At 30.4% G+C, this 23,378-nt stretch carries 15 protein-coding genes, 1 other RNA gene and 1 pseudogene; 15 read left to right on the top strand and 2 right to left on the bottom strand.

The window, feature by feature from the left end; translation table 11 throughout:
* Positions 1 to 13: 13 nt before the first annotated feature.
* From pheT to A9G25_RS09710, 8 genes are all read left to right on the top strand, one after another.
* Entirely contained in the window at positions 14 to 2,401 is a 2,388-nt protein-coding gene (pheT, locus tag A9G25_RS09745) for a phenylalanine--tRNA ligase subunit beta (protein ID WP_065626760.1), read from the top strand.
* A 4-nt stretch (positions 2,402 to 2,405) separates the two neighbouring features.
* The gene (locus tag A9G25_RS09740; RefSeq protein WP_034913150.1) at positions 2,406 to 2,699 is read left to right on the top strand and encodes an integration host factor subunit alpha; all 294 of its coding nucleotides are present in this window, start codon (positions 2,406 to 2,408) and stop codon (positions 2,697 to 2,699) included.
* Between the two features lie 145 nt (positions 2,700 to 2,844).
* Positions 2,845 to 2,940, top strand: an RNA gene (gene ffs, locus A9G25_RS09735) — signal recognition particle sRNA small type.
* A 146-nt stretch (positions 2,941 to 3,086) separates the two neighbouring features.
* On the top strand, positions 3,087 to 4,229 hold the full coding sequence (locus A9G25_RS09730) for a polysaccharide biosynthesis/export family protein (RefSeq protein WP_065626759.1): 1,143 nt from the start codon (positions 3,087 to 3,089) through the stop codon (positions 4,227 to 4,229).
* 29 nt (positions 4,230 to 4,258) lie between these two features.
* Positions 4,259 to 5,158 carry a hypothetical protein gene (locus tag A9G25_RS09725; protein WP_065626758.1) on the top strand — a complete coding sequence of 300 codons (900 nt, stop codon included), beginning with the start codon at positions 4,259 to 4,261 and terminating at the stop codon, positions 5,156 to 5,158.
* The gene (locus A9G25_RS09720; RefSeq protein WP_065626757.1) at positions 5,158 to 5,961 is read left to right on the top strand and encodes an ABC transporter permease; all 804 of its coding nucleotides are present in this window, start codon (positions 5,158 to 5,160) and stop codon (positions 5,959 to 5,961) included. The genes A9G25_RS09725 and A9G25_RS09720 overlap by 1 nt, the downstream gene beginning before the upstream one ends.
* Positions 5,961 to 6,620 (top strand): ABC transporter ATP-binding protein, encoded by a 660-nt coding sequence (locus A9G25_RS09715; protein ID WP_065626756.1) that lies wholly within the window; start codon positions 5,961 to 5,963, stop codon positions 6,618 to 6,620. Before A9G25_RS09720 ends, A9G25_RS09715 begins: the two co-directional genes overlap by 1 nt.
* 23 nt (positions 6,621 to 6,643) lie before the next feature.
* Complete coding sequence (locus A9G25_RS09710; protein WP_065626755.1) at positions 6,644 to 8,734, top strand: capsular polysaccharide biosynthesis protein; 2,091 nt, start codon at positions 6,644 to 6,646, stop codon at positions 8,732 to 8,734.
* 79 nt (positions 8,735 to 8,813) lie between these two features.
* Here A9G25_RS09710 and A9G25_RS09705 read toward each other — a convergent pair.
* A pseudogene (locus A9G25_RS09705) lies at positions 8,814 to 8,951 on the bottom strand (transposase); the annotation flags it as partial.
* Between the two features lie 263 nt (positions 8,952 to 9,214).
* On the opposite strand from A9G25_RS09705, the gene A9G25_RS09700 reads away from it, so the two are divergent.
* The 6 genes from A9G25_RS09700 to A9G25_RS09670 all read left to right on the top strand — a co-directional run bounded on the left by A9G25_RS09700 (position 9,215) and on the right by A9G25_RS09670 (position 18,684).
* Entirely contained in the window at positions 9,215 to 10,399 is a 1,185-nt protein-coding gene (locus A9G25_RS09700) for a capsule biosynthesis protein (RefSeq protein WP_065626754.1), read from the top strand.
* A 51-nt stretch (positions 10,400 to 10,450) separates the two neighbouring features.
* Positions 10,451 to 12,778, top strand: a complete 2,328-nt coding sequence (locus A9G25_RS09695) for a glycosyltransferase (protein ID WP_065626753.1) — start codon at positions 10,451 to 10,453, stop codon at positions 12,776 to 12,778.
* A gap of 734 nt (positions 12,779 to 13,512) precedes the next feature.
* On the top strand, positions 13,513 to 14,382 hold the full coding sequence (gene htpX, locus A9G25_RS09685) for a protease HtpX (protein WP_065626751.1): 870 nt from the start codon (positions 13,513 to 13,515) through the stop codon (positions 14,380 to 14,382).
* Between the two features lie 137 nt (positions 14,383 to 14,519).
* Positions 14,520 to 16,457 (top strand): peptidase U32 family protein, encoded by a 1,938-nt coding sequence (locus tag A9G25_RS09680; RefSeq protein ID WP_065626750.1) that lies wholly within the window; start codon positions 14,520 to 14,522, stop codon positions 16,455 to 16,457.
* Between the two features lie 546 nt (positions 16,458 to 17,003).
* A complete protein-coding gene (locus tag A9G25_RS09675) occupies positions 17,004 to 17,591 on the top strand; it encodes a helix-turn-helix domain-containing protein (protein ID WP_176701112.1) in 588 nt (195 codons plus the stop codon).
* Positions 17,592 to 17,640: 49 nt separating this feature from the next.
* On the top strand, positions 17,641 to 18,684 hold the full coding sequence (locus A9G25_RS09670) for a YdgH/BhsA/McbA-like domain containing protein (protein ID WP_065626748.1): 1,044 nt from the start codon (positions 17,641 to 17,643) through the stop codon (positions 18,682 to 18,684).
* A gap of 49 nt (positions 18,685 to 18,733) precedes the next feature.
* On the opposite strand, the gene hrpA is transcribed toward A9G25_RS09670, so the two are convergent.
* Positions 18,734 to 22,609, bottom strand: a complete 3,876-nt coding sequence (hrpA, locus tag A9G25_RS09665) for an ATP-dependent RNA helicase HrpA (RefSeq protein ID WP_081297219.1) — start codon at positions 22,607 to 22,609, stop codon at positions 18,734 to 18,736.
* Between the two features lie 75 nt (positions 22,610 to 22,684).
* On the opposite strand from hrpA, the gene A9G25_RS09660 reads away from it, so the two are divergent.
* A complete protein-coding gene (locus tag A9G25_RS09660; RefSeq protein WP_065626747.1) occupies positions 22,685 to 23,104 on the top strand; it encodes an META domain-containing protein in 420 nt (139 codons plus the stop codon).
* Positions 23,105 to 23,378 lie beyond the last annotated feature (274 nt).

Raw genomic sequence — 23,378 nt, 5'->3', positions numbered from 1 at the left:
TGGAGATCAAAACATGAAATTTAGTGAAAGTTGGCTACGTGAATGGATCAATCCAGAAATTAGTAGCGAAACGCTAGCAGATCAATTAACAATGGCTGGTTTAGAAGTTGATGATGTCGAAAAAGTAGCAGGTGACTTTACAGGTGTCGTTATTGGTAAAGTAGTTGAATGTATGCAGCACCCGAATGCTGATAAACTTCGTGTAACAAAAATTGATATAGGCAAAGAAGAATTACTTGATATCGTTTGTGGAGCGCCAAATTGTCGACAAGGTTTGACTGTTGCATGTGCTACAGTGGGGGCTGTTTTACCAGGTAATTTTAAAATCAAATCAGCTAAGTTACGAGGTGAACCGTCAGAAGGCATGCTATGTTCATACTCAGAATTAGGGATTGCTGATGAACATAATGGTATTATTGAATTACCTGATGATGCTCCTTTGGGACAAGATATTCGTGAATATTTAAATTTAAACGATGTCATAATAGATATTAGTGTAACACCTAATCGGGCTGATTGCTTTGGTATTGTTGGGATTGCTAGAGATATTTCTGCAGTTAACAATATTCCAATGCAAGCACTTAAAGTTAACAGTGTACAGGCAACAATTTCCGATACAGTATCAATAAAAATAGATGAACCCACAGCATTACCTCGCTATTTGGGTAGGGTAATTAAAAATATTAATGTTAATGCTCAAACGCCACTATGGATGAAAGAAAAATTGCGTCGTGGTGGAATTCGTTCAATCGATGCCGTTGTTGATATAACTAATTTTGTATTATTAGAAATTGGCCACCCAATGCATGCATTTGATTTATCGCAGATTGAAAAGGGCATAATTGTTCGTTATGCAAACAAAGATGAAAAACTGACTTTACTTAATGGTAATGAAGTTAAACTTAATGATAAAACTTTAGTAATTGCTGATCACAAAAAAATTTTAGCGCTAGCTGGGATTATGGGTGGTGAAAAATCTGGTGTAACACAAACAACCAAAGATGTATTTCTTGAAGCGGCATTCTTTAATCCATTAGTTATAACGGGTAAAGCACGTGAATACGGTTTACATACAGAAGCATCACACCGCTATGAACGAGGAGTTGATCCTTTATTACAATTTACAGCAATGGAACGAGCAAGCCAATTATTAATTGATATTTGTGGTGGAAAAGCCGGCCCAGTTATTGATGTGACACATGAAGCTGAACTTCCTGCACAAGCAACTATCCAATTGCGCCGTAATAAAATTGATCGTATTATTGGTTATACAATCGAAACACAAAAGATCACCGATATTTTGATTAGACTAGGTTGTGAAGTTGAATATAAAGACAATGTTTGGATTGTAAAATCACCAAGCTGGCGTTTTGATTTGCAAATTGAAGAAGATTTAGTTGAAGAAGTTGCCCGTATTTACGGATATAACAATATTCCAAATGCCAATTTGAAAATTGAATCAGTAATGAAACCGAAACCAGAAAGTCAAATCCCATTACGTAGAGTAAAGGATTTATTGGTTGATAGAGGGTTTCAAGAAGCGGTAACATACAGCTTTGTCGATCCAGAAGTTCAGCAAATATTATATCCTGAACATCCAGAAATCAAATTACCTAACCCAATTTCAAGTGAAATGTCAGTTATGCGTTTATCACTTTGGTCTGGGTTATTAGATGTGATACTATATAACCAAAATCGTCAGCAAACACGTGCCCGATTATTTGAAACTGGTTTACGTTTTATTCCTGATGAAAATTGTGAATTTGGCGTATGTCAGGAGTTAATGTTAGCAGGTATTGTTACTGGTAATTTATACGAAGAACACTGGCAGCTCCCTAAAAAGAATGTAGATTTTTATGATCTCAAAGGTGATCTTGAGTCAATTTTTTCTCTTTTAGGGTGTGGTGATCAAATACAGTTAAAAAAATCTGAACTCCCGGCTTTACATCCAGGACAAAGTGCAGCGATTTATTTAAATGATGAGTTATTAGGTCATTTAGGAGTCTTGCATCCAGAAATTGAAAAAAAATTGTCTTTAAATAGTAAAACGCTTGTTTTTGAAATAAATTTAGCTAAAATTAGTAAAAAAGAGGTACCTGTAGCTCAAGATTTATCCAAGTATCCGTCAAATAAACGTGATATAGCTATTATTGTTTCAAATACAATACCAGCAGCGGATATTATTTTAGAGTGTAAAAAAGCGGGTGGTGAGCAACTTATTAAAGTGACTCTTTTTGATGTGTATCAAGGTGAAAATATCAAAGAAGATCAAAAAAGCATTGCTATTAGTTTGATTTTACAAGATAAATCACGTACGCTTGAAGAAGAAGACATAACTAACATTGTAAGCAAATGCGTTACTGCCTTACAAAATCGTTTTAAAGCCCTATTAAGAGAATAATAATATGACATTAACTAAAGCAGATATTGCAGATCGTCTTGCCGAAAAATTTAATATTGATCGACAAGAATCTAAAATCCTTGTAGAGCTATTTTTTGAAGAGATTCGGGTGGCTTTAGAAAAAGGGGAACCAGTTAAATTATCTGGATTTGGTAATTTTACAGTACGTGATAAAAATTCACGCCCAGGTAGAAACCCAAAAACAGGTGAAAGTGTTGATATTTCAGCTCGTAGAGTTGTTACATTCAGACCAGGTATAAAATTTAGAGAGCGTGTTGAGAAAAATCTAGTAATCTAATTTTTGAATTACATACTATCATTTCAAATAATGGCTTTTCTTTTGATGTAGCATCTAAAGAAAAGCCGAACAGCTGTGCTATACTAAAAAGTAGTTGTAAAAAATTAATAATTCAAGTATGATACCTCCGCTTCAATGGAGGCTCTATGGGTTCTCTTGCAACATTTTTTTGCTCACTAGGTCAGGTCCGGAAGGAAGCAGCCAAAGTAAAATACATGTGTGTGGGATGTAGCTGATAGGGTCTCCTCCAATGCATGTTTGCAGTAAATTTACCTATTTTTTTAATGCATAAATTAAATATATTTTATTAACTAAAATACATATGTGAATTTGTAATCCAAAACACTTTAAAAATGTATAATCAATTGATGAATAAGGAAATTTATTTTGAAATTACCGTCCCTTCTTCCAATAACGCTAGCAATTATTTTAAGTGGTTGTACTGTTTTACCTCATTCAGGACCAAATTTTTCATCTATAAAAAATATAAATAAACAACATGCTGAATTAGATAAAATTTATAATAAAGTAAAAATCGTTAATTTAAATATTTCACCTGATTCTATAAAAGAAGCGCAAACTAATTTATTTAACTTTACAAAGTTTATTAATGAAAGAGATAGCCAAGATAAAAAAGTTGATAATATAGGTAAAGGCGATAGTATAAAGATTTCTGTAATTGAAACCCCTCCAGCAATACTGTTTGTAGGTTCAGGTGATACAGCTGCTCCAAAAACTGGATTAACTGAATTACCAATAGTAGTTGTTGACTCTAAAGGATTTATTTCTTTGCCGTTTGTTGGGAATGTGAAAGTTGTTAATAAAACTCCCACGCAGCTACAAAAAGAAATAATTGAAAAATTATCTGGAATTGCAAATAGACCCCAAGTAATTGTCACTGTTTTAGAAAAACGTTCTTCAAATGTTACAGTTATTGGTGATAAATTTAGTGGTAAAATGCCTATAACAGCTAAGGGGGAGCGTTTATTAGATGCTGTTACCATGTTAGGTAGCAATATGTATGATATTAAAGATACTTTAATACAAGTCACTAGAAATAATAAAGTTGATAAAATTCCACTAAGTTTAGTATTATCTAATCCTAAATTTAATGTTCATCTTCAAAAAGATGATGTTATTGCTTTGATTAATAAGCCTAGTTCTTTTATTTCTATGGGGGCTATAGGATCGACAAAAGAAGTCAGATTTGAAGCTGTTGGAATTAATTTGTCACAAGCATTAGCTCGTATTGGTGGTTTACGAGATAGTCAATCTGATGCCCGTGGTGTTTTTGTGTTTAGATATCAAGACACTTTGTCGATAGATAATAAGAAAGAGCTTGTACCAACGGTTTATCAAATAGACTTAAATAATCCTAATTCATTATTCATAATGAAGAATTTCCAAATTAAGAATAATGATATTGTTTATGTTGCATCTGCACCAATTTTAGAACTACAAAAATTCTTATATGCGATTTTCTCACCAGGTGTTGGAGTTGTTAATCAAATTAACCAGATTAGTGAATAAGTTATTAACTATTACACTCGTGAGATTTTATGTTTTTAAATTTTAAAAGAAAAAAAAGTTGGTTATTACATCTAATTGTATCATTACCAACTTTATTATCGATAATTTATTTTGGATTAATTGCTGAAAATATTTATACATCTGAAGCAACATATATTATACGTTCTTCGGATACCCAATCATCATTAGGAGGGCTGGGAAGTTTTTTTTCAAAAGTTGGAATTTCACGCTCTAATGATGATTCATATGTTGTTTTGTCATATATAAAATCTAGAGATGCGCTATCTTCTGTTGAAAAAGTTCTACCTGTACAAGAGTGGTATACCCAAAAAGGCGATATAATATCTCGATTTAATGGATTCAATCTTGATTCTTATAATAAAAAAGAATATTTTTATCGATACATGTGCAATATGATAAGTGTTAATTTTGACAGTTCTACAGGTATTGCTACAATTAGTGTAAATGCTTTTGATATGCAAGATGCATTCAAAATAAATGAACAGTTATTAAAACAAGCTGAAGGGTTTGTAAACCAAATAAATTTACGAGCCAAACAAGATCTCATAACCGCATCGCTAGCAGAACTGAAAAATGCTGAATCACAGATGAAGAAAGAAGCTCATGCTCTAGCTGAATTTCAAAGAAATAAAAATAGAGATGCTAATTTAGCTGAGTATCAGCAGATATTAATTAATAATACGGTTGCTAAACAACAATTTGAGGCAGCCACATTATCATTACGTAATGCTCAGGTAGAAATAACTAAAAAGCAACTTTATCTAGAACGAATAGAGCAACCGAGTATATCAGATGTATCATTTAAACCTGCACGCATTTATAATATCATTGCGACTTTTATAATTAGCTTTTTAGTATATGGTATTATTAATTTACTTTCAGCTGGTATAAGAGAACATAAAGATTAATGACGGGAGTAATTACTAAAACATCATTTATGCGTTCATTAAAAATACAAATTAATGTATTGAATGCTTTAATTTTAAGGGAAATAATTACCCGTTATGGGCGTAATAATATCGGTTTCCTTTGGCTATTTGTTGAACCTATGTCGTTAACGTTGTTAATAAGTTTAATGTGGTTTTTTTTTAAAATAAATTCTGTATCCAATCTTAATATTATTGCATTTGTATTAACAGGCTATCCAATGGTAATGATGTGGCGTAATGCTTCATCTCGAGCAAAAGGTTCAGTAGCAGCCAATAAAGCATTGTTATATCATCGTAACATTAAAATTTTAGATCTAGTTTATGCACGTGTATTTCTTGAAGTGATTGGGGCAAGTGCAGCTCAAGTTTTTGTTATATCAATTTTTATTTTTGCTGGACTAATTGCTATACCTTATGATCCTTTTTATATGTTATGTGCTTGGGGGTTGATGTGTTGGTTTTCTCTGGGGTTAGGTTTAATCATTTTTGTTTTATCTGCCAAATATGGTGCTTTTGATAAAATGTGGGGTACTTTAAGTTTTATCCTTATGCCTTTATCTGGAGCTTTCTTTTGGGTTGATACCTTTCCCCATGAAATTCAAAAGTTATTGCTTTATATTCCGCCAATTAATGGAACAGAAATGTTTAGAGCAGGTTATTTCGGCCCCTCAACTATAACACATCAAAATGTAAGCTATTTGATTTTTTGTAATATAGTTTTATTATTTGTGGGATTAACCATGGTAAAAATTAATGAGAATTATATTCTTGAGGATAATTGATGATTATTGTTAAAAATGTAGGTAAACAGTACTCAACAAGAAAAGGATATAAAACAGTTCTCAATAATATCAATTTTTCTTTACAGAGAGGAGAAAAAATTGGCATTTTGGGACGTAATGGTGCAGGTAAATCTACACTAATTAGACTTCTAAGTGAAATAGAAAAACCAACTACAGGTTCAATAATAAGAAATATGTCAATTTCTTGGCCATTAGCTTTTTCTGGTGCTTTCCAAGGTAGTTTGACGGGAATGGATAATTTAAGATTTATTTGTCGAATTTATGGATGTAATTTTGAAAAAGCGAAAGAATACGTTGAAAATTTTGCGGAATTAGGCGATTATTTATATGAACCAATAAAAAAATACTCTTCTGGAATGAAAGCTCGTTTAGCTTTTGCGTTGTCTTTATCAATTGAGTTTGATTGTTATTTAATTGATGAAGTGATTGCTGTTGGTGACTCTAGATTTACAGAAAAATGTAAAACAGAATTATTTGAAAATAAAAAAGATCGTGCTCTCATTCTAGTTTCACATAATATGAATGCTATAAAAAATTATTGTGATAAAGCTATGGTGCTTGATGCTGGTTACTTATATCAATTTGATACAATTGAACAAGCTTATATTTACCATAATAAACAACAAAAAATTACATAAACTTATTATTAATAGAATTCTAAATGAAAAATGCTCTAGTCTTTTCAAAAAAAATCCTAACAATAAAAAGTATTAATCACTTTTTTTCTGATCTGTCGTTTAGTAAAAAAAATACTAAGAAGAAAATCGATGCAGTTGCAGGGTGGGGATATCGCCCAACAACAATAAAAGCTAGGACATATGCAACTAAACATTTACTACCATTTATTGCTCTTGAAGATGGATTTTTACGCTCTATTGGTTTAGGTCTAGAAGGCTATCCTCCACTATCACTTATTGCCGATAGTATTGGAATTTATTATGATTCTAGAAAACCATCAGAATTAGAAATATTAATTAAAAATAAAACGAATTTAAATCAATATATAAATGAAGCAACCTTTGCATTAAAATTAATTATTGAAGCACAGTTATCAAAATATAATCATGCACCTGATTTTTGTGGTTTCGAGGATAAAATCAATAATAAAAATAAAAAAGTATTAGTTATCGATCAAACATTTGGAGATATGGCTGTCGAGCTAGGTGGAGCAAATAAACAAACTTTTATATCAATGCTAAATTGCGCAGTCGAGGAGAACCCACTTTCAACGATTTATATAAAAACCCATACAGATGTAATTAATGGATACAAGAAAGGTTATTTAACTCAAATAGCTAACCAAAAGTCTGTTATGTTATTTAGTGAAGATGTCAACTCTCTTTCATTGCTTAAACATTTTGATAAAGTGTATGTCGTTACATCGCATATGGGATTTGAAGCACTTTTATTGGGTAAACATGTTGTTACCTTTGGTTTACCTTGGTATGCTGGTTGGGGGGTCACTGATGATCGACATAAAAATATAAACCATTTACGAGCAAATGATAGAAGAACCCAAGCCACAGTTTTAGAGCTGTTTATCGCAAGCTACATATTATATTGTAAATACATTAATCCTTATACAGGCAAAAAAGGAACTATTTTTGATGTTATTAACTATTTAATCAAAATCAAAACACTCAATAATAAACTTAGAGGTACGATTAACTTAGTTGGATTTTCATTCTGGAAGAAACAAGTACTGCTACCTTATTTAAGGTTACCTTCTGTAAAATGTCGATTTTATTCAGTGGATAAATATATAAAAATTTTTAATGACAAAGATACAAAAAATAAACTTAAAACTGAAAAATTATTAATATGGGGACAAGGAAAAAAAGAGTTACTTCCAATTATTAACAGTATGAATCCGTTTCGTATTGAGGATGGTTTTATCCGTTCTATTGGTTTAGGATCCAATCTAGTTATGCCATATTCACTGGTTATTGATAAACTAGGTATTTATTTTAATTCACAAAATATTAGTGAATTAGAGTTTTTATTAACAAATAAAAAAGTTACTAAAAAGGAAAAAGAAAAAGCTAGCTCACTACAAAACTTACTAATTGTAACTAAATTAGGTAAATACAATGTTGGTAAGAAAATGAATATTAGACCTATTGGAAATAAAGAAAAAATCATTTTAATACCTGGACAGGTTGAAGATGACGCATCTATTTTATATGGTTCTCCTATTATAAAAACAAATTTAGAGTTAATAAAAACTGTTAGACAAAATAACCCTGACGATTATATTGTTTATAAACCTCATCCAGATGTTTTAAGTGGTAATCGAAGAGGTGAAGTTGATACATTCGAAATAAAAAAATATGTTAATAATATTATTGAATTTGTTGATATTATCGATTGTATTGAGCAAGTTGATGAAGTCCATACAATCACTTCATTAGCAGGTTTTGAAGCTTTAATCAGAAATAAACCAGTAGTGTGTTATGGGCAGCCATTTTATTCGGGCTGGGGATTAACAATTGATATATACCCTAATATTAGAAGAAATAGATCACTAACACTTCATGAATTAATTTATATTGTGATGTATGATTACCCGATTTATATTCATCCTGATTCTTTAAATTTTACCGATCCAGAAACTTTAATAAATTATTTAAATGATAAAAAATTAAAAGCTTCAAGCAAAATTAGACAGGTTTGGTTAAAAAAACAATTTAACAAGTTAAAACAGGTTGTTTTTCTTATTTGTAAATTAAAATTAAACAACTCTAAATTTTAGCTTTAATCATTTATGTATAAGAAAATACCCTATCGTTTTCCACCTCTAGTTCTTTTAAACGTTTAATGTCTGAGTGTTACATACAGGCATATTTCTCTCGCCATTTATAGAAAGTTGAATTACCCATGCCATATTTACGGCAGAGTTCCTTGACAGGAATACCTGCTTCAGCTTCTTTTAAAATAGCTACGATTTGATGTTCAGTCATTTTTTTCATAATTAAATCCCCTTTTACTTTTATCATAGAGAATTTTCTACTTTTTTGCTGTACTATTTTAGGGGATAGTTACAAATATTTTTTCAAAAAATTACTAATTAATGTAGAATCGTGATATATTGGTAAAGTTTTTTAATTATTTTTAATAGTAAAGCTATACTTTATAAAGCATTCTAGGAATAGGGTTAATAGGTTATAAGTATTAATAAGTTTATTCAGTTGTGAATAAATTTATTCTATATAATTTATTATATAAAAGGACAATGAATCACTATTTATACGAATTAATTCATACTAAAAGAAATATATTATTTCTACAAGGTCCTATTGGTCCTTTTTTTAAAAACGTTGCAGAGTGGTTGAAAAAATCAGGATGTAACGTTTATAAAATAAATTTAAATGGAGGTGATGAGTATTTTTATTCAAAAAATAGTGTTTCTTTCTGTAAATCAGTTGAAGAGTTCCCTCAATTTTTACAAGATTATATCTATCAACATTCTATCGACGCAATTATTGTTTTTGGCGATTGTCGGATATACCACAAAATAGCTAAGTCAATAGTAAATTCTAATCCAAATTTATCATTTTGGGTGTTTGAAGAAGGTTATCTTAGACCGCATTATATTACTTTTGAGAAAGATGGGGTTAATGGTTTTTCTCTCTTACCTAAAAATCATGATTTTTATCAAAATATTGAAATTACCTCTATAGATGAAAGTAATGGGAAGTCTCATTATTATTCAATGATTTACTACAGTATTGTTTATTATTTTTTTATGCTATTAAAGAAATATAAATATTCTAATTATATACATCATAGGAAAACATCATTATCTTTTTATGCTTTTCATTGGGCTTTAGCTTTAATTAGAAAATTGAAATCAAAGTTAATAGAGCCTAGATTGATAAAAAATGTTATTGACAATGAATATAAACCATTCTACATTTTTCCTTTACAATGCAATCAAGATTTTCAAATTCAAGAGCATAGCCATTATCACTCTATGAAATCATATATTTTCAGAGTTATACGCTCATTTTCTTTATTTGCTGATGAAAAAAGCTATTTACTAATCAAGCATCATCCGATGGATGAAGGTTTTAATAATTATAACCGACTAATAAAAAAATTGGCTAGTCGTTATGGTGTTAGTAAACGGGTGATATATATCCATGGCGTTCCTATGCCAATTTTACTTAGAAAAGCAATCGGGTTGGTCACGGTTAATAGTACTTGTGGACTTTCAGCCTTGATTCATGGATTGCCTGTTATTGCTCTCGGTAAAGCACATTATGATATAAAAGGGTTAACTTTTCAAAATGGACTTGACCGTTTTTGGATGGAAGGGCATAAACCCGATACTCAGTTGTTTGAAAGATATCGTAGTTATTTATGCAATAAATCCCAAATTAAAGGATCTATTTATTATTCAAAATTCAAAATTTAAAATTTTATAATTAATTATCTATACTTAATAAAAATGAAGGAATTTAAAGTAATGTATTCACCTCTATTAACAGTTATAGTTCCATTTCGCAATGACCCTGCTTTACCTTATTTGATGCTTAGATTGGAAGAGTTAATTTCATCTTTTCCGAAAAAAAAAGAGCTTGAATTCATTCTTGTTGATTCTGGTTCTAATATTGATAGCCAATTAATAGCATCCAATATATGTAAAAAATATAATATAACTTATCTGTATCATGATAGTAGTAACAAAATATTTTCGATAGGTGAAGTAAGAGATTTTGGTGTTGTTCATGCTAATGGTCAAAAAATTACATTTATGGATGTTGATTTTAGGGTTCCATCAAATTTTTGGGATAGACTGTTAAATTTTATGATTCAATTTGAAGTAAATGATAAGAAAAAATCAATTTTTGTTGTCCCTGCACTATATTTAACTCAACTAGGAACTGAAAAATTTTATGAAATAAGTAATGATGATAAATATAATCAGTTTTTATTAAAATGGCTATATGGAGACGAAACATTAGTTGAAACGATGGCTTTTTGTACTCCAATGTCAATTATTGATAAATACTATTATTTATCAATTGGTGGACATAATTCTGAATTTAGAGGGCATGGATTTGAAGACTTTGAGTTATATCATCGAATACTTATAGAAAATAATGAGTTTCCAAAACCTGATGACTACTATTTAGATAGAAAGTCATGGAATTTTAATACTTATAGTGGCTTTCGTGCTAAGTTTTCTCTTCTTGGAAGGGCTGCTTATGCTGCTAATTTATTCATTGTTCACTTATGGCACCCAAGACCTGAACAAGCATCTTTTTATAATCCTGATGCAATGAAAAAAAATCGTTCCATTTGGCAATCAATATTTAAAGAATTTGAAAATACACTAGAACATCCTGAGCCTTTAATTTCTAAAAACTCTTTATATAAAAAAATACTTATATTAGGCAGACCAAAAACTAATATTGTTCGTTGTATGAGAGATGTTATACCTATGTTAGGTACACCTTTATATATAAATGAGTTTGATTTTATTGACGAGGATGATGGTTTATATGATAAAGAATTTCGACAAATGTTAGAGCATAACGATATTGATTTAATTTTATTTAATGCCCCTTATGGAAATAAAGCTCGTCAGAACATTTATGAATGGAGTAGAAAGGAAAATTTTCCATATCTTGTTTTTGAGCGGGGGGCTCTACCAGATAGTTGGTTTTTTGATTCCAAAGGGTTTAATGCTGACTCATTGACTTATAATGAAGAATATTGGAATATTGAATTAGATGAACTAAAAATAGAATCTGTTAAAAATTATATTTATAAATGTTTTAATGAAAAAACACCATTAGAACATCAAGATAGTAGAATAGGCTCTCGCAGCCTTTCTGATAAGCTTCGAATAGGTGGCAAAAAAGTATTATTTATACCATTTCAAAGACCAAGTGACAGTGTTGTTAAATATATGTCTGGAACCGCAGTAAATTTTGAAAATTTTGTTCAGGTAATAGATAAAGTCGCTCAAGAAATGGAAAAATATGGATGGATTGTATTGTGTAAAAAACATCCTTTGGAAACAGTTCAACCTGAGCTTGTTCATGCTCAATATGTGCCTAATGAAACTAATTTTCTTGATCTTATTGAATTATGTGATGCGGTCTTTCTCATTAATTCAGGAGTTGGAATTTATGCTATGATGGCTGAAAAACCATGTTATATATTAGGTAATGCTTTTTATCAATTTGATGGGATCAATCAAAGTATAGATACATGTGATCCAATAGTTATTTCGAATACTATTTTAGAAGGTTACAAATTTGATATAACCAAAATGTATAAATTTATATATTATTTACTTAATCATGTATACAGTTTTGGAACTCCTACTATTGTTCGAAAAATAGAAGAAGACGGTTCATTGAGAACCCTTACTCGTTACGTTGATTTTTATCATATTAATATTGATAATAAATTTGTTTTAAATTATAAATATAATAATTTAAAACAAGTTCCTACTTATGCGCCATTATTAGAAAAATACAAATTAGATATTTTTCAAAAAAAACAAGTTAAAAAAGGGAAAATAACTGAAACTAAAAAAGTTGAGTCGCCAAAATTAACTACCAAATCAAAAGTAAATACTAATACAGAAAGAAAAGGTATTTCCGCACAAATTGAAAAATATGAGCGAAAAACAGGTTTTGCATATAAGTTATTTTTGTTTACTGTACGCCCATTTATTTCAAATAAAAAATATGACAAATTAAAAAATAAACCTTATGATTTTTTTAATGACACAAAATTACCAGTAATAAAAAAAATAGGGGAAATCATTTTAAAATAAAATTATTTATTAATTAATAGGTTATTTTTTTTATTAACTAAATAAAATTTTCTTTTCTGAGTTACTATATTTATAATCTTAATATAAGCATAAGGCTCAGAATTGAACTGTAAAATGACTATTACTTTCCCTAAAAGTAATTAGTCATTTTACTTGAACTTTTAACTGTCTTATGAACTTTCAATTCATTTCTTAAATCATCAAAGTAGTTTTGTATACCTTGAATTACTGTCATTTTAACTCTCCATAATAACTGTTGGTTTTTATATTAAATCTAAAATATTATAATATTAATTATGAAAAATATAGTAGGTATTAATTGCATCAGAAACGCTTTTAAAAAAGTCAAGATTACAGTGCTGATTTCAGTTACAATATATTCGTGAATCAAAGATGGAATATTGGGTAGTACGGTTATTAAAAGTTAAAACTCATATTATTCATGATTGTTACTATAAGCTAGGAAAATTAGCTAATAAAGTGCTATTTGAATATATTAAAATTTATTTTAATTACATACGCCGTCATTTTGTCAACGGTAAGGGGGAGCGCCAGAATAATATGAACAACAATTTTACTAAAAACAAAACTACAAAATGATAGAGGTGAGGACTGTCTGATATTTTGGCTAGGCTCATCTATTAATAACATTGCAGAAAATTGCAGAAAAATTATTTTGAAAATAAATTGAATTATAATTAGTTTCATTAACACCAATAAAAAAGGACACTTTCATGATGCGAGTAGGATTATTTATTTTAACTAACTTAGCTGTTATGTTTGTATTTGGAATCATTCTAAGTATCTTAGGCGTTGATTCACATAGTACGCTAGGATTACTTATATTTGCAGCAATATTTGGTTTTGGAGGATCTTTTATATCCCTTCTTTTATCTAAGCGAATGGCTTTGCGGTCAGTAGGGGGAGAGATCATCACTCAACCAAGTAATAGTCAAGAACAATGGTTGCTTGATATTGTTCGTCGTTTATCAACAGAACTTAATATAAAAATGCCAGATGTTGCCATCTATCATGCTCAAGATGTTAATGCTTTTGCAACCGGCGCAACTAAAAATAGTTCTCTTGTTGCAGTAAGTTCTGGTTTATTAAATACTATGACTCAAGATGAAGCTGAAGCGGTAATCGGTCATGAAATGAGTCATGTTGCTAATGGTGATATGGTCACAATGACTTTATTACAAGGAGTTCTTAATACTTTTGTTATTTTTATTTCAAGAATGTTAGCATCCGTTGTAGCTCAAGCATTGGATGATCGTAATCGTGGTTTATCACAGTTAACCTATTTCTTGATAGTTATGGTTTTTGAAACCGTATTTGGTATTTTAGCAAGCCTTATAGCTATGTGGTTTTCTCGTTATCGAGAATTTCACGCTGATGCTGGTTCGGCTAAATTAGTAGGCAGTACAAAGATGATTGCCGCGTTAGAAAAACTAAAAACTAGCCATGAACCAAGTGAAGATACTTCGATTTTAGCATTCTGCATTAATGGTGCGAAAAAAGCAAAATTTTCTGAATTGTTTATGTCTCATCCACCATTAGAAAAACGTATAGAGGCTTTAAGGAATGAAACTTATCGAAACTAAGACTAGATGATCTATGTCAAATTTATATTCAAACACATACTTTCCTGAAAGTTTTTTACAACTATTATTAATTTTATAATAATGCATGTAAAATAAAAACCAAATTATTCGCTAGTTAGATCTTCAAAGAGTTTATAATGTCATATCTTGTCACCAATAATAAATTAGAATTGCTTAGTCCCGCTAAAAATATTGAGATTGCGCAACAGGCTATTTTACATGGCGCAGATGCCGTATACATTGGTGGGCCAAATTTTGGTGCTAGGCATAATGCTGGAAATTCGGTTAGTGATATAGCCCAGTTAGTTGAATTTGCTCATCATTATTATGCAAAAGTATTTGTAACCTTAAATACCATTCTTCACGATAATGAACTTGAACCAGCAAGACAACTTATATGGCAATTTTATGATGCAGGTGTTGACGCATTAATTGTGCAAGATATGGGCATTTTGAGGATGGATATTCCTCCTATTGATTTACATGCTAGCACTCAAATGGATATAAGAACACCTGAAAAAGCCAAATTTTTATCTGATGTTGGTTTTTCACAAATAGTATTAGCTCGTGAGCTTAATTTAACTGAGATAGCTAAAATCCATGAGCAAATTGATGCAAAAATAGAATTTTTTATACATGGCGCGCTTTGTGTTGCATTTTCAGGGCAGTGTTATATTTCACATGCACACACAGGGCGTAGTGCAAATCGAGGAGATTGCTCCCAAGCTTGTCGACTTCCTTTTACCTTAAAAGATGATCAAGGGCGTATTGTTGCTTACGAAAAACATTTATTATCAATGAAAGATAATAACCAATCAGATAATTTGAGCGAATTAATTCAAGCAGGTGTACGATCCTTTAAAATAGAAGGACGTTATAAAGATCTAAGTTATGTTAAAAATATTACAGCCTTTTATCGTCAAAAATTAGATACTATTTTGTCAAATTGGCCTGATTTACAATCATCGTCAAGTGGCAGAACTGAGCACTTTTTTATACCAGATCCACACCAAACATTTCATCGAGGAAGTACAGATTATTTTGTACATGGAAGAAAATCCAATATAGGCGCATTTGATTCACCTAAATTCATTGGTTTGCAAGTTGGTGAGATAACTCAAATTACACCTAAATCTATCGATATAAAATCTGAGAAAATATTAACTAATGGAGATGGCTTAAATGTACTAATAAAACGCGAGATTTTTGGATTTAGAGCTGATAAGGTGGAGAAACTTTCGGCTAATCAATATCGAATTCACCCGAATGAAATTCCTAAGCCGCTTTTTTCAGTTAAATTACCTTATATAGTGAATCGAAATCTTGATCATGTGTGGCAACAAAATTTATTAAAAGAATCAAGTAATCGCAGAATTGGTGTGTCATTTAAACTATATAATATTGAAAAAGGTATAGAGCTAATTGCAAAAAGTGAAGAGGGCATTTGTGTCAAGTCAGAACTTAAAGGGACATTCGAACTTGCAGAACAACCAGATAAATCATTGAAAAATATTAGAGATAATTTATCTAAATTAGGAAAAACTATATATTATCTTACTGATTTTGAGTTAAATTTATCAAAAATTTATTTTATTCCAAGCAGCCAACTAAATCAGCTTCGAAGGGATAGTATTAATAAATTGACTGCTAAAAGATTAACAAGTTATTGTCGCCAAAAACGTAAACCAGAACAAAATCCAGTTCCGTTTTATCCTGAAAATCATTTGAGCTTTTTGGCAAATGTTTATAATCACAAAGCAAGAGAATTTTATACACAACATGGAGTTGAATTAATTGAAAGTGCCTATGAAGCGCATGAAGTTAAAGAAGATGCGCCCTTAATGATAACCAAACATTGTTTACGGTTTGCGTTTAATTTATGTCCAAAACAAGCAAAAGGAATTCAGGGTGTTAAAACTAAAGTTACGCCAATGAAATTAATTCAAAATAATGAAGAATTATTGCTAAAGTTCAATTGTAAAGCTTGTGAAATGCAAGTATGGGGTAAAATAAAAAAACACATTTTAAAAATACCACTCGCAGGAAGCGAGATTATATTTATGGCAAAGAAATAAAGTATTTGAATAAAAATATCCAAAGTGCAACTAACAAAGATACAAATAATAATTTGTTTTGACAATTATTTTTGAGTGGTAGTTTATTCGTAATAATAATGTATATCATTTAACATAATATACATTATTTAACATGTTGATTTTATTTATTTATTTGTTTGTTGTTTATTTGTTTGTTGTTTATTTATAGGTTGATTATAGGGTTGGTGGATTTGGTAGTCTAAATTTAAATTGACGGCATGATTTTATGGTTTGTATCTACAGAATTAACGTACGTTTATCGTGGTTCGCATAATGTATATTATGTTAAATGATATACATTATTACAAATAAATATAAATATTAATTAATGAGCAATTGTTGTTTTATTATAAAATATGATACTCTAATAACTTAATAAATTTTAATTATTTCTTTTATATGCAAAATATTTTTAAGACATTACGTTCAAAAAGTTATTCTGTCCCATGTGAATTATGTAGTATGGGATCTTTCTGTATTCCCATGTTGCTTAACAATAAATTAAACAGTATATTAGAACGAAAAATGTCTTATGTTAAAAATGAAATCCTAGCAAAATCTAATACACCCTTTACTAAATTTTACATTATTCATTCGGGTGCATTAAAAACTTTTGTTACAACTCCTGATAATCATCAAAAAATTAATGGCTTTTATTTACCAGGAGATATTGTTGGTTTAGATTCAATTGCAACTCAAGTGTATAACAATAATATTCAAGCTCTTAGTAATACAATAGTTTGTGAGCTTTATTATGATGAGCTGATGTCGTTAGTCGATACCCAAAAAAATATTAGAGACCTAGTGTTTAATTTGTTAAGCTCTGATATTTATAATTACCAAAAATTAGTATTATGTTATTCTCAAAAAAAAGCTGATGAACGAGTAGCAACCTTTATTTATTCACTTTATCAGCGTTATGAAAAGAGAGGTCATTCTTCATTGAATATTAAGCTCATGATGAGCCGAGCTGATATCGCTAATTATTTAGGTTTAACAATTGAAACAGTTAGTAGAAATTTATCAAAGTTGCAAGAACAAAATATTTTATTAGCTAGAGGAAAATATTTATTTATCAAAAATTTAAAAGATTTAATAGATTTAGGTAATTAGATTTATTTATGTTAAAATAGTCAGAATAATTTTTGTAAGGTCTTAATATATGACAAGTTTAAAGAAAACGATCATTTTAGCAAGTTTGGCCATAACCTCTTTTTCTTCCTTTGCCTCTCAGCAATTAACGGAACAACAAGCTAAAGGTTTACAATCATTTAAAAGTATAACCATCCGAGGAGCTTTTTATACTGATAGTGATTATGTTATGGCAATGTCAAGAGCTGCTGATAAAGAAGGAGCCGCTTCTTTCTATATAACTACAACTAATATCAGTCCTTCGAACGATACTTTGCGGATTGTGTATGCTAAATTATATAAGGCTGATGCTCCTAAACTAGAAGAACAAGCCGAAAACCTTCGTAAGTTTGAAGGTATTTATGAATATCCAAAATCTAAAGCCATACGCTTAGAACCTTTCAACATTGTGCGTATTCGAGGTTATTTTCCTAGTGAATATGATATTAACCAAGCAATTGCTAAAGAAGCATTAGCAAAAGGTGCTTATGCTTATTATATTGATTCACGTAGTGAATTAGGTAGTAATATACAAGTTGCTGCTTATTTGTTTAAGAAAAATGCACCTGAACGTAAACTTCAACCTGAAAATGCAATTCCATATGACTCTGAAGCTGGCCAACTAGCTCTTGCGCAAGGTGGTGATGTAGCTATGCAGGTAGAGAAACCTGGCTATTATTCTCCTTCAGCTTTTAATGAAAAATTTTATGCTGATAAATTTAATAATAAAGTAAAAGTCATTAATCAAGCCGCTCAAAAAGCAACAACGTCTGCCGCAACTAATACTTCTGCATCTCAAGTTACAACGACAGTTGCTGAGCCACAACGTGTCACACGTTACACTGTAACTCTACCTGATGGACGAAAGATTCAAGAATTGAATGATGCAACTGCAGCAAAAATGGTTGCGTTTGATACAATCAAATTTAGAGGTTATTATGTGACTGATCAGGAAATTTCTTATCAAGCAGGTAAACGAGCTATTGATGCTGGGGCAAAGTATTATCATATTGCTAGAATTGCCCATGACTCAAATGGTCCAAATATAACTGTTTTTGTAGATCTGTATCGATAGTTTATATAGATGATCGGGCGCATGAGCGCCCTATTTTTTAGTTATGAACCTATAATTTTGATTTTACTACATCAATTTGTTGCTTAATGCGTTTTGCCGAAATTGGATATGACGTACCAAGTTGCTGCGCAAATAAATTTACTCTTAATTCTTCAATCATCCAACGGATATCTGTCACTTTAGTGTCTAATCGTTGATTGTTTGATAAACTATTAATCCAATTATCATACTGACTCTGAACATCTTCTATAATACTCATTGATTGTCTATCTCTTGCCATATTTTGAAATAATTTTTCAATTCTTTTCTCAATTGCTGCTAAATATCGAGAGATATCATTCAATCTTCTATAACCTGATTGAGCAACAAATCCTCTATAAACTAATTTATTAATTTGCTGTTTAATATCTGATAAGGCAAATGCTAAAGATAAATCAACGCCCCCTTTTAACTTTTTATTAATGCTAAAATGCAAAGTTAATATTAGTTCGACTTGTTGAGCAATATCAACAACTATCTCATTAATATGAGTTTTAGTATAATCAAGTAATTGCTGATAATCATCAGTTGAATGTATTGCTTTATTGTTTGTTTCAATTAAATAATCAATACCACAAGCAATACAATCATCAATAAGCATTAACACGTTACCAAACGAATTAAAATATAAACTTAATTTCGATTTATTGGGTAATTTTTCATGTAAATACTTGATTGGAGAGGGAATATTAAGCATTAATAAGCGTCTTAAACCTAATTTAGTTAATCTTTGTTGCTCTAATTGATTATCAACTAACTTTATACTTACGGAATTTTGATTATCAATAATTGCTGGATAAGCCTTAATTGTATAGTTTTTTTCTTTTTCTTCATAAACATCAGGAAGTTTTCCAAATGTCCAATTTGTCAAATTATTTTGCTCAATTGAGTTATCTTTTTTATTAATAGTAATAGATGATAAAACTTGTTGAAGCTGAGTTTTGAGTTGCTGTTTTAGCGTATCAAGATCTTTACTTGAAGCAATTTCGTTATTATTACTATCAATAATACTAAAATTCATTTTTAAATGTTCAGGGACTTGTTCTAATTGCCAATTTTCTGATGTAATTTTTACACCTGTCATTTTATAAAATTCATTTTCTAAGCATTCAAGAAGCGGTTTTTCTATGGTATCTACCCTATCTAAAAATGCATCTGCATAATTTGGTGCTGGGACAAGGTTACGTCGTAATGATTTAGGCAATGATTTGATTAATGCAATTATTAAATCTTTTCTAAAACCTGGCACTTGCCAATCAAATCCCCTGTTTTTAATTTGGTTTAAAATATCAAGTGGAATTTTTATAGTGACACCGTCACTTTTATGACCAATATCAAACTGATAACTAAGTGCTAACTTAAAATTATTTTGATACCAGAAATCAGGAAAATTATTTAAATTAACCAATTGCGCTGATTGTTTGATCAGCATCTCCTTTTGTACATTAAGATAATCAGGAACAGATTTTTGTTTCTGCTTCCACCATTTATCAAAATGTCTAGATGAAATAACGGATTCATCTAGACGTTTATCATAGAAATCAAATAATTCATCATCATCAATTAAAATATCCTGTCGACGTGATTTATGTTCTAAATCTTCAACTTCATTAATCAATTTTTGATTTTGCTTGTAAAATTTATGACTTGTTAACCAATCACCTTCAACTAATGCATGCCGAATAAACAGAGTGCGACTTAAAATAGGATCAATTTTACTGTAATTTACTATTCTATTAGTAACAATTGGTAACCCAAATAAAGTTACTTTTTCGTTTGCTATTGTTGTGCCCTGCTTTTTAGACCACCTAGGTTCGCTATAGTTATATTTCACTAAATGTTTAGCTATAGGTTCAATCCATTCAGCTTCAATTTTTGCTGCTGTTCTTCCCCATAATCTATTTGTTTCAACAAGTTCACTAGCAATACACCATTTGGGTTGGTTTTTGAAAAGTGCTGAATTAGGAAAAATTGCAAATTTTATATTACGTGCCCCTACATACTCACGCTTTTCAAGCTCTTTTATTCCAATATGAGATAGTAAACCGCTTAGTAACGAAATATGTAATGAATTATAATCAGCTTCTTTACTATTAATCGGAAACGCTAATTGCTTAATTATTTGTCTAATTTGCGTATAGACATCTTGCCATTCACGGATTCGAAGATAATTTAAAAACTCTTTTTGGCATAATCGTCTAAATTGATTCCCTGATAATACGTTCTGTTGTTCTTTAATGTAGTTCCATAAATTAATTAAAGAAATAAAATCTGACTCTTTATCAACAAAACGACGATGTTTCTCATCCGAAGCTTGCTTTTTATCAAAAGGTCTTTCTCTTGGATCTTGAATCGATAAAGCAGCAGTAATTATCATTATTTCTTTAATGCACCCTAGGCGCCTTGCTTCAACCAACATTCTGGCTAGTCTTGGATCTATTGGTAGTTGTGCTAAAATTTTACCTATTTCAGTTAAATGATATCTATTCTGTATGGTATAAATTGCCCCAAGTTCCTCTAATAAGCGAAGTCCATCACGAATATATTTTGAATCAGGTTTTTCAACAAAAGGAAAAGCGGCAATATCGCCTAAGCCCAATGATGTCATTTGTAATATAACTGAAGCCAAATTGGTCCGCAATATTTCGGGTTCGGTAAATTTGGGGCGAGATAAAAAATCTTGTTCATCATATAAACGTATGCAGATACCATTAGATGTTCGTCCACAACGCCCTTTACGCTGATTGGCAGATGCCTGTGATATTGGTTCAATAGGTAAACGTTGAACTTTAGTTCGGTAACTATAACGACTAATTCTGGCTAACCCCGAATCGATCACATATTTAATGCCCGGAACAGTTAACGATGTTTCTGCCACATTAGTAGCAAGGACAATTCGACGTTTAGTATGTGATTGAAAAATTCGGTTTTGTTCTGATGCTGATAACCTTGCATATAATGGCAAAATATCCGTATGACGAAGTTCTAACTTATTAAGTGTATCGGCAAGATCTCGAATTTCTCGTTCTCCTGTTAAAAAGATTAATATATCTCCAAGACTTTCAGTTGATAATTCATCAATGGCATCTATAATTGGTTGAAAATCACAACTTTTATCATTATTATCATCTTCATTCAGGATTGGGGGACGATATCTAACCTCGACAGGATAGGTACGACCCGATACTTCAATAATTGGAGCCTCATTGAAGTGTTTAGAAAAACGTTCCACATCAATAGTCGCTGATGTTATTATGACTTTTAAGTCTGGGCGTTTAGATAATAATTGCTTAAGATAGCCTAAAATAAAATCAATATTCAAACTGCGTTCATGAGCTTCGTCAATAATAATAGTATCATATTGTAGTAAGAGTTTATCTTTCTGAATTTCAGCAAGCAATATTCCGTCAGTCATTAATTTAATCAGGGTTGTGTCACTGACATGATCAGAAAATCTTACTTTAAAACCAACTAACTGCCCTATTTCTGTTTTTAGCTCTTCAGCTATACGATTAGCTACTGAACGTGCCGCTAATCGTCTTGGTTGAGTATGACCAATATAGCCTTTAACGCCTAAGCCTAATTCTAAACAGATTTTGGGAATTTGTGTTGTTTTCCCCGAGCCAGTTTCACCAGCAATTATAACTACTTGATTATGTCTAATAACATCATAAATTTCTTGTTTTTTTTCAGTTACAGGCAAATTTTCGGGAAAAACAATATTTTTCGGTAACGATTCTATTCGGCTTTGATAATGTAAGTTAGCATCTTGTATGGCAGAATCTATATCTGCTATAGTTTGACTTTTCTTAGCTAATTTTATTATTTTATGCTTATTTAGGAAAGTCATTGAGTCAAGATTTTTTAATTGCTGTTGAGATAGCATAGCGTGTCAAATATTTTAATTAAAGTCTCATTAATGCCTAATTATAACAAACTTAACCTATTATTAGGAGTTCAAATGAAAAAAACGCCCTTGTTAACTGCTCTATTTACAGCCTCATTGGTTCTGTCTGGATGTGAGGGGGCAAAAACTCTACAAGAAGCCGATCTTATGCATCATCGTTTTGTGCTCACTAAAGCAAACGGCCAAGATATTTCGTTAGATGATCAAGCTGAAATTATATTTGGTGAAAACCTGACAATTACAGGTAAAATGTGTAACCATTTTTCTGGTAAAGTTACTTTAGACAACGGTAGCATAAAAGGTAGTGGTATTGTGATGACTAAAATGCTTTGTAATGATGATCAATTAAATCAATTAGATTATATCATTGAGAACTTAATTACTGACGGTACAAAGATCAATTTAAAAAATAATCAACTAACCTTAAAAAATAACAATAACGAACTAATTTATCAACTTAAAGACTTAATGTAAGCCAAATGTTTAGTTGCTATAATTTATTATGTTATTATAAATAACAAAATATATTAAAGATAAAAAACTTTATTTAAAGTACTGTTAAGAATATAATAAGAATAATTTTAAAGGGTTTAACTTATTGATGAAATTATTATATTCTTCAAAGATTTTATGTGATTTTGGTAGCTGTATCGAGCTACAAGCCTCTCTTTTAATCAATAAAATTACCAATGCTTTACTATTGGGTTTGCTTTTGCATAACGTTTGTTTATCGAATTTTTTGAATCGA

The organism is Gilliamella sp. Bif1-4 (genome assembly GCF_001690535.1).
Lineage (GTDB): Bacteria > Pseudomonadota > Gammaproteobacteria > Enterobacterales > Orbaceae > Gilliamella > Gilliamella bombi.
The sequence above is the reverse complement of the archived record's forward strand: the minus strand, read 5'-3'. Positions and strand labels throughout refer to the sequence as shown.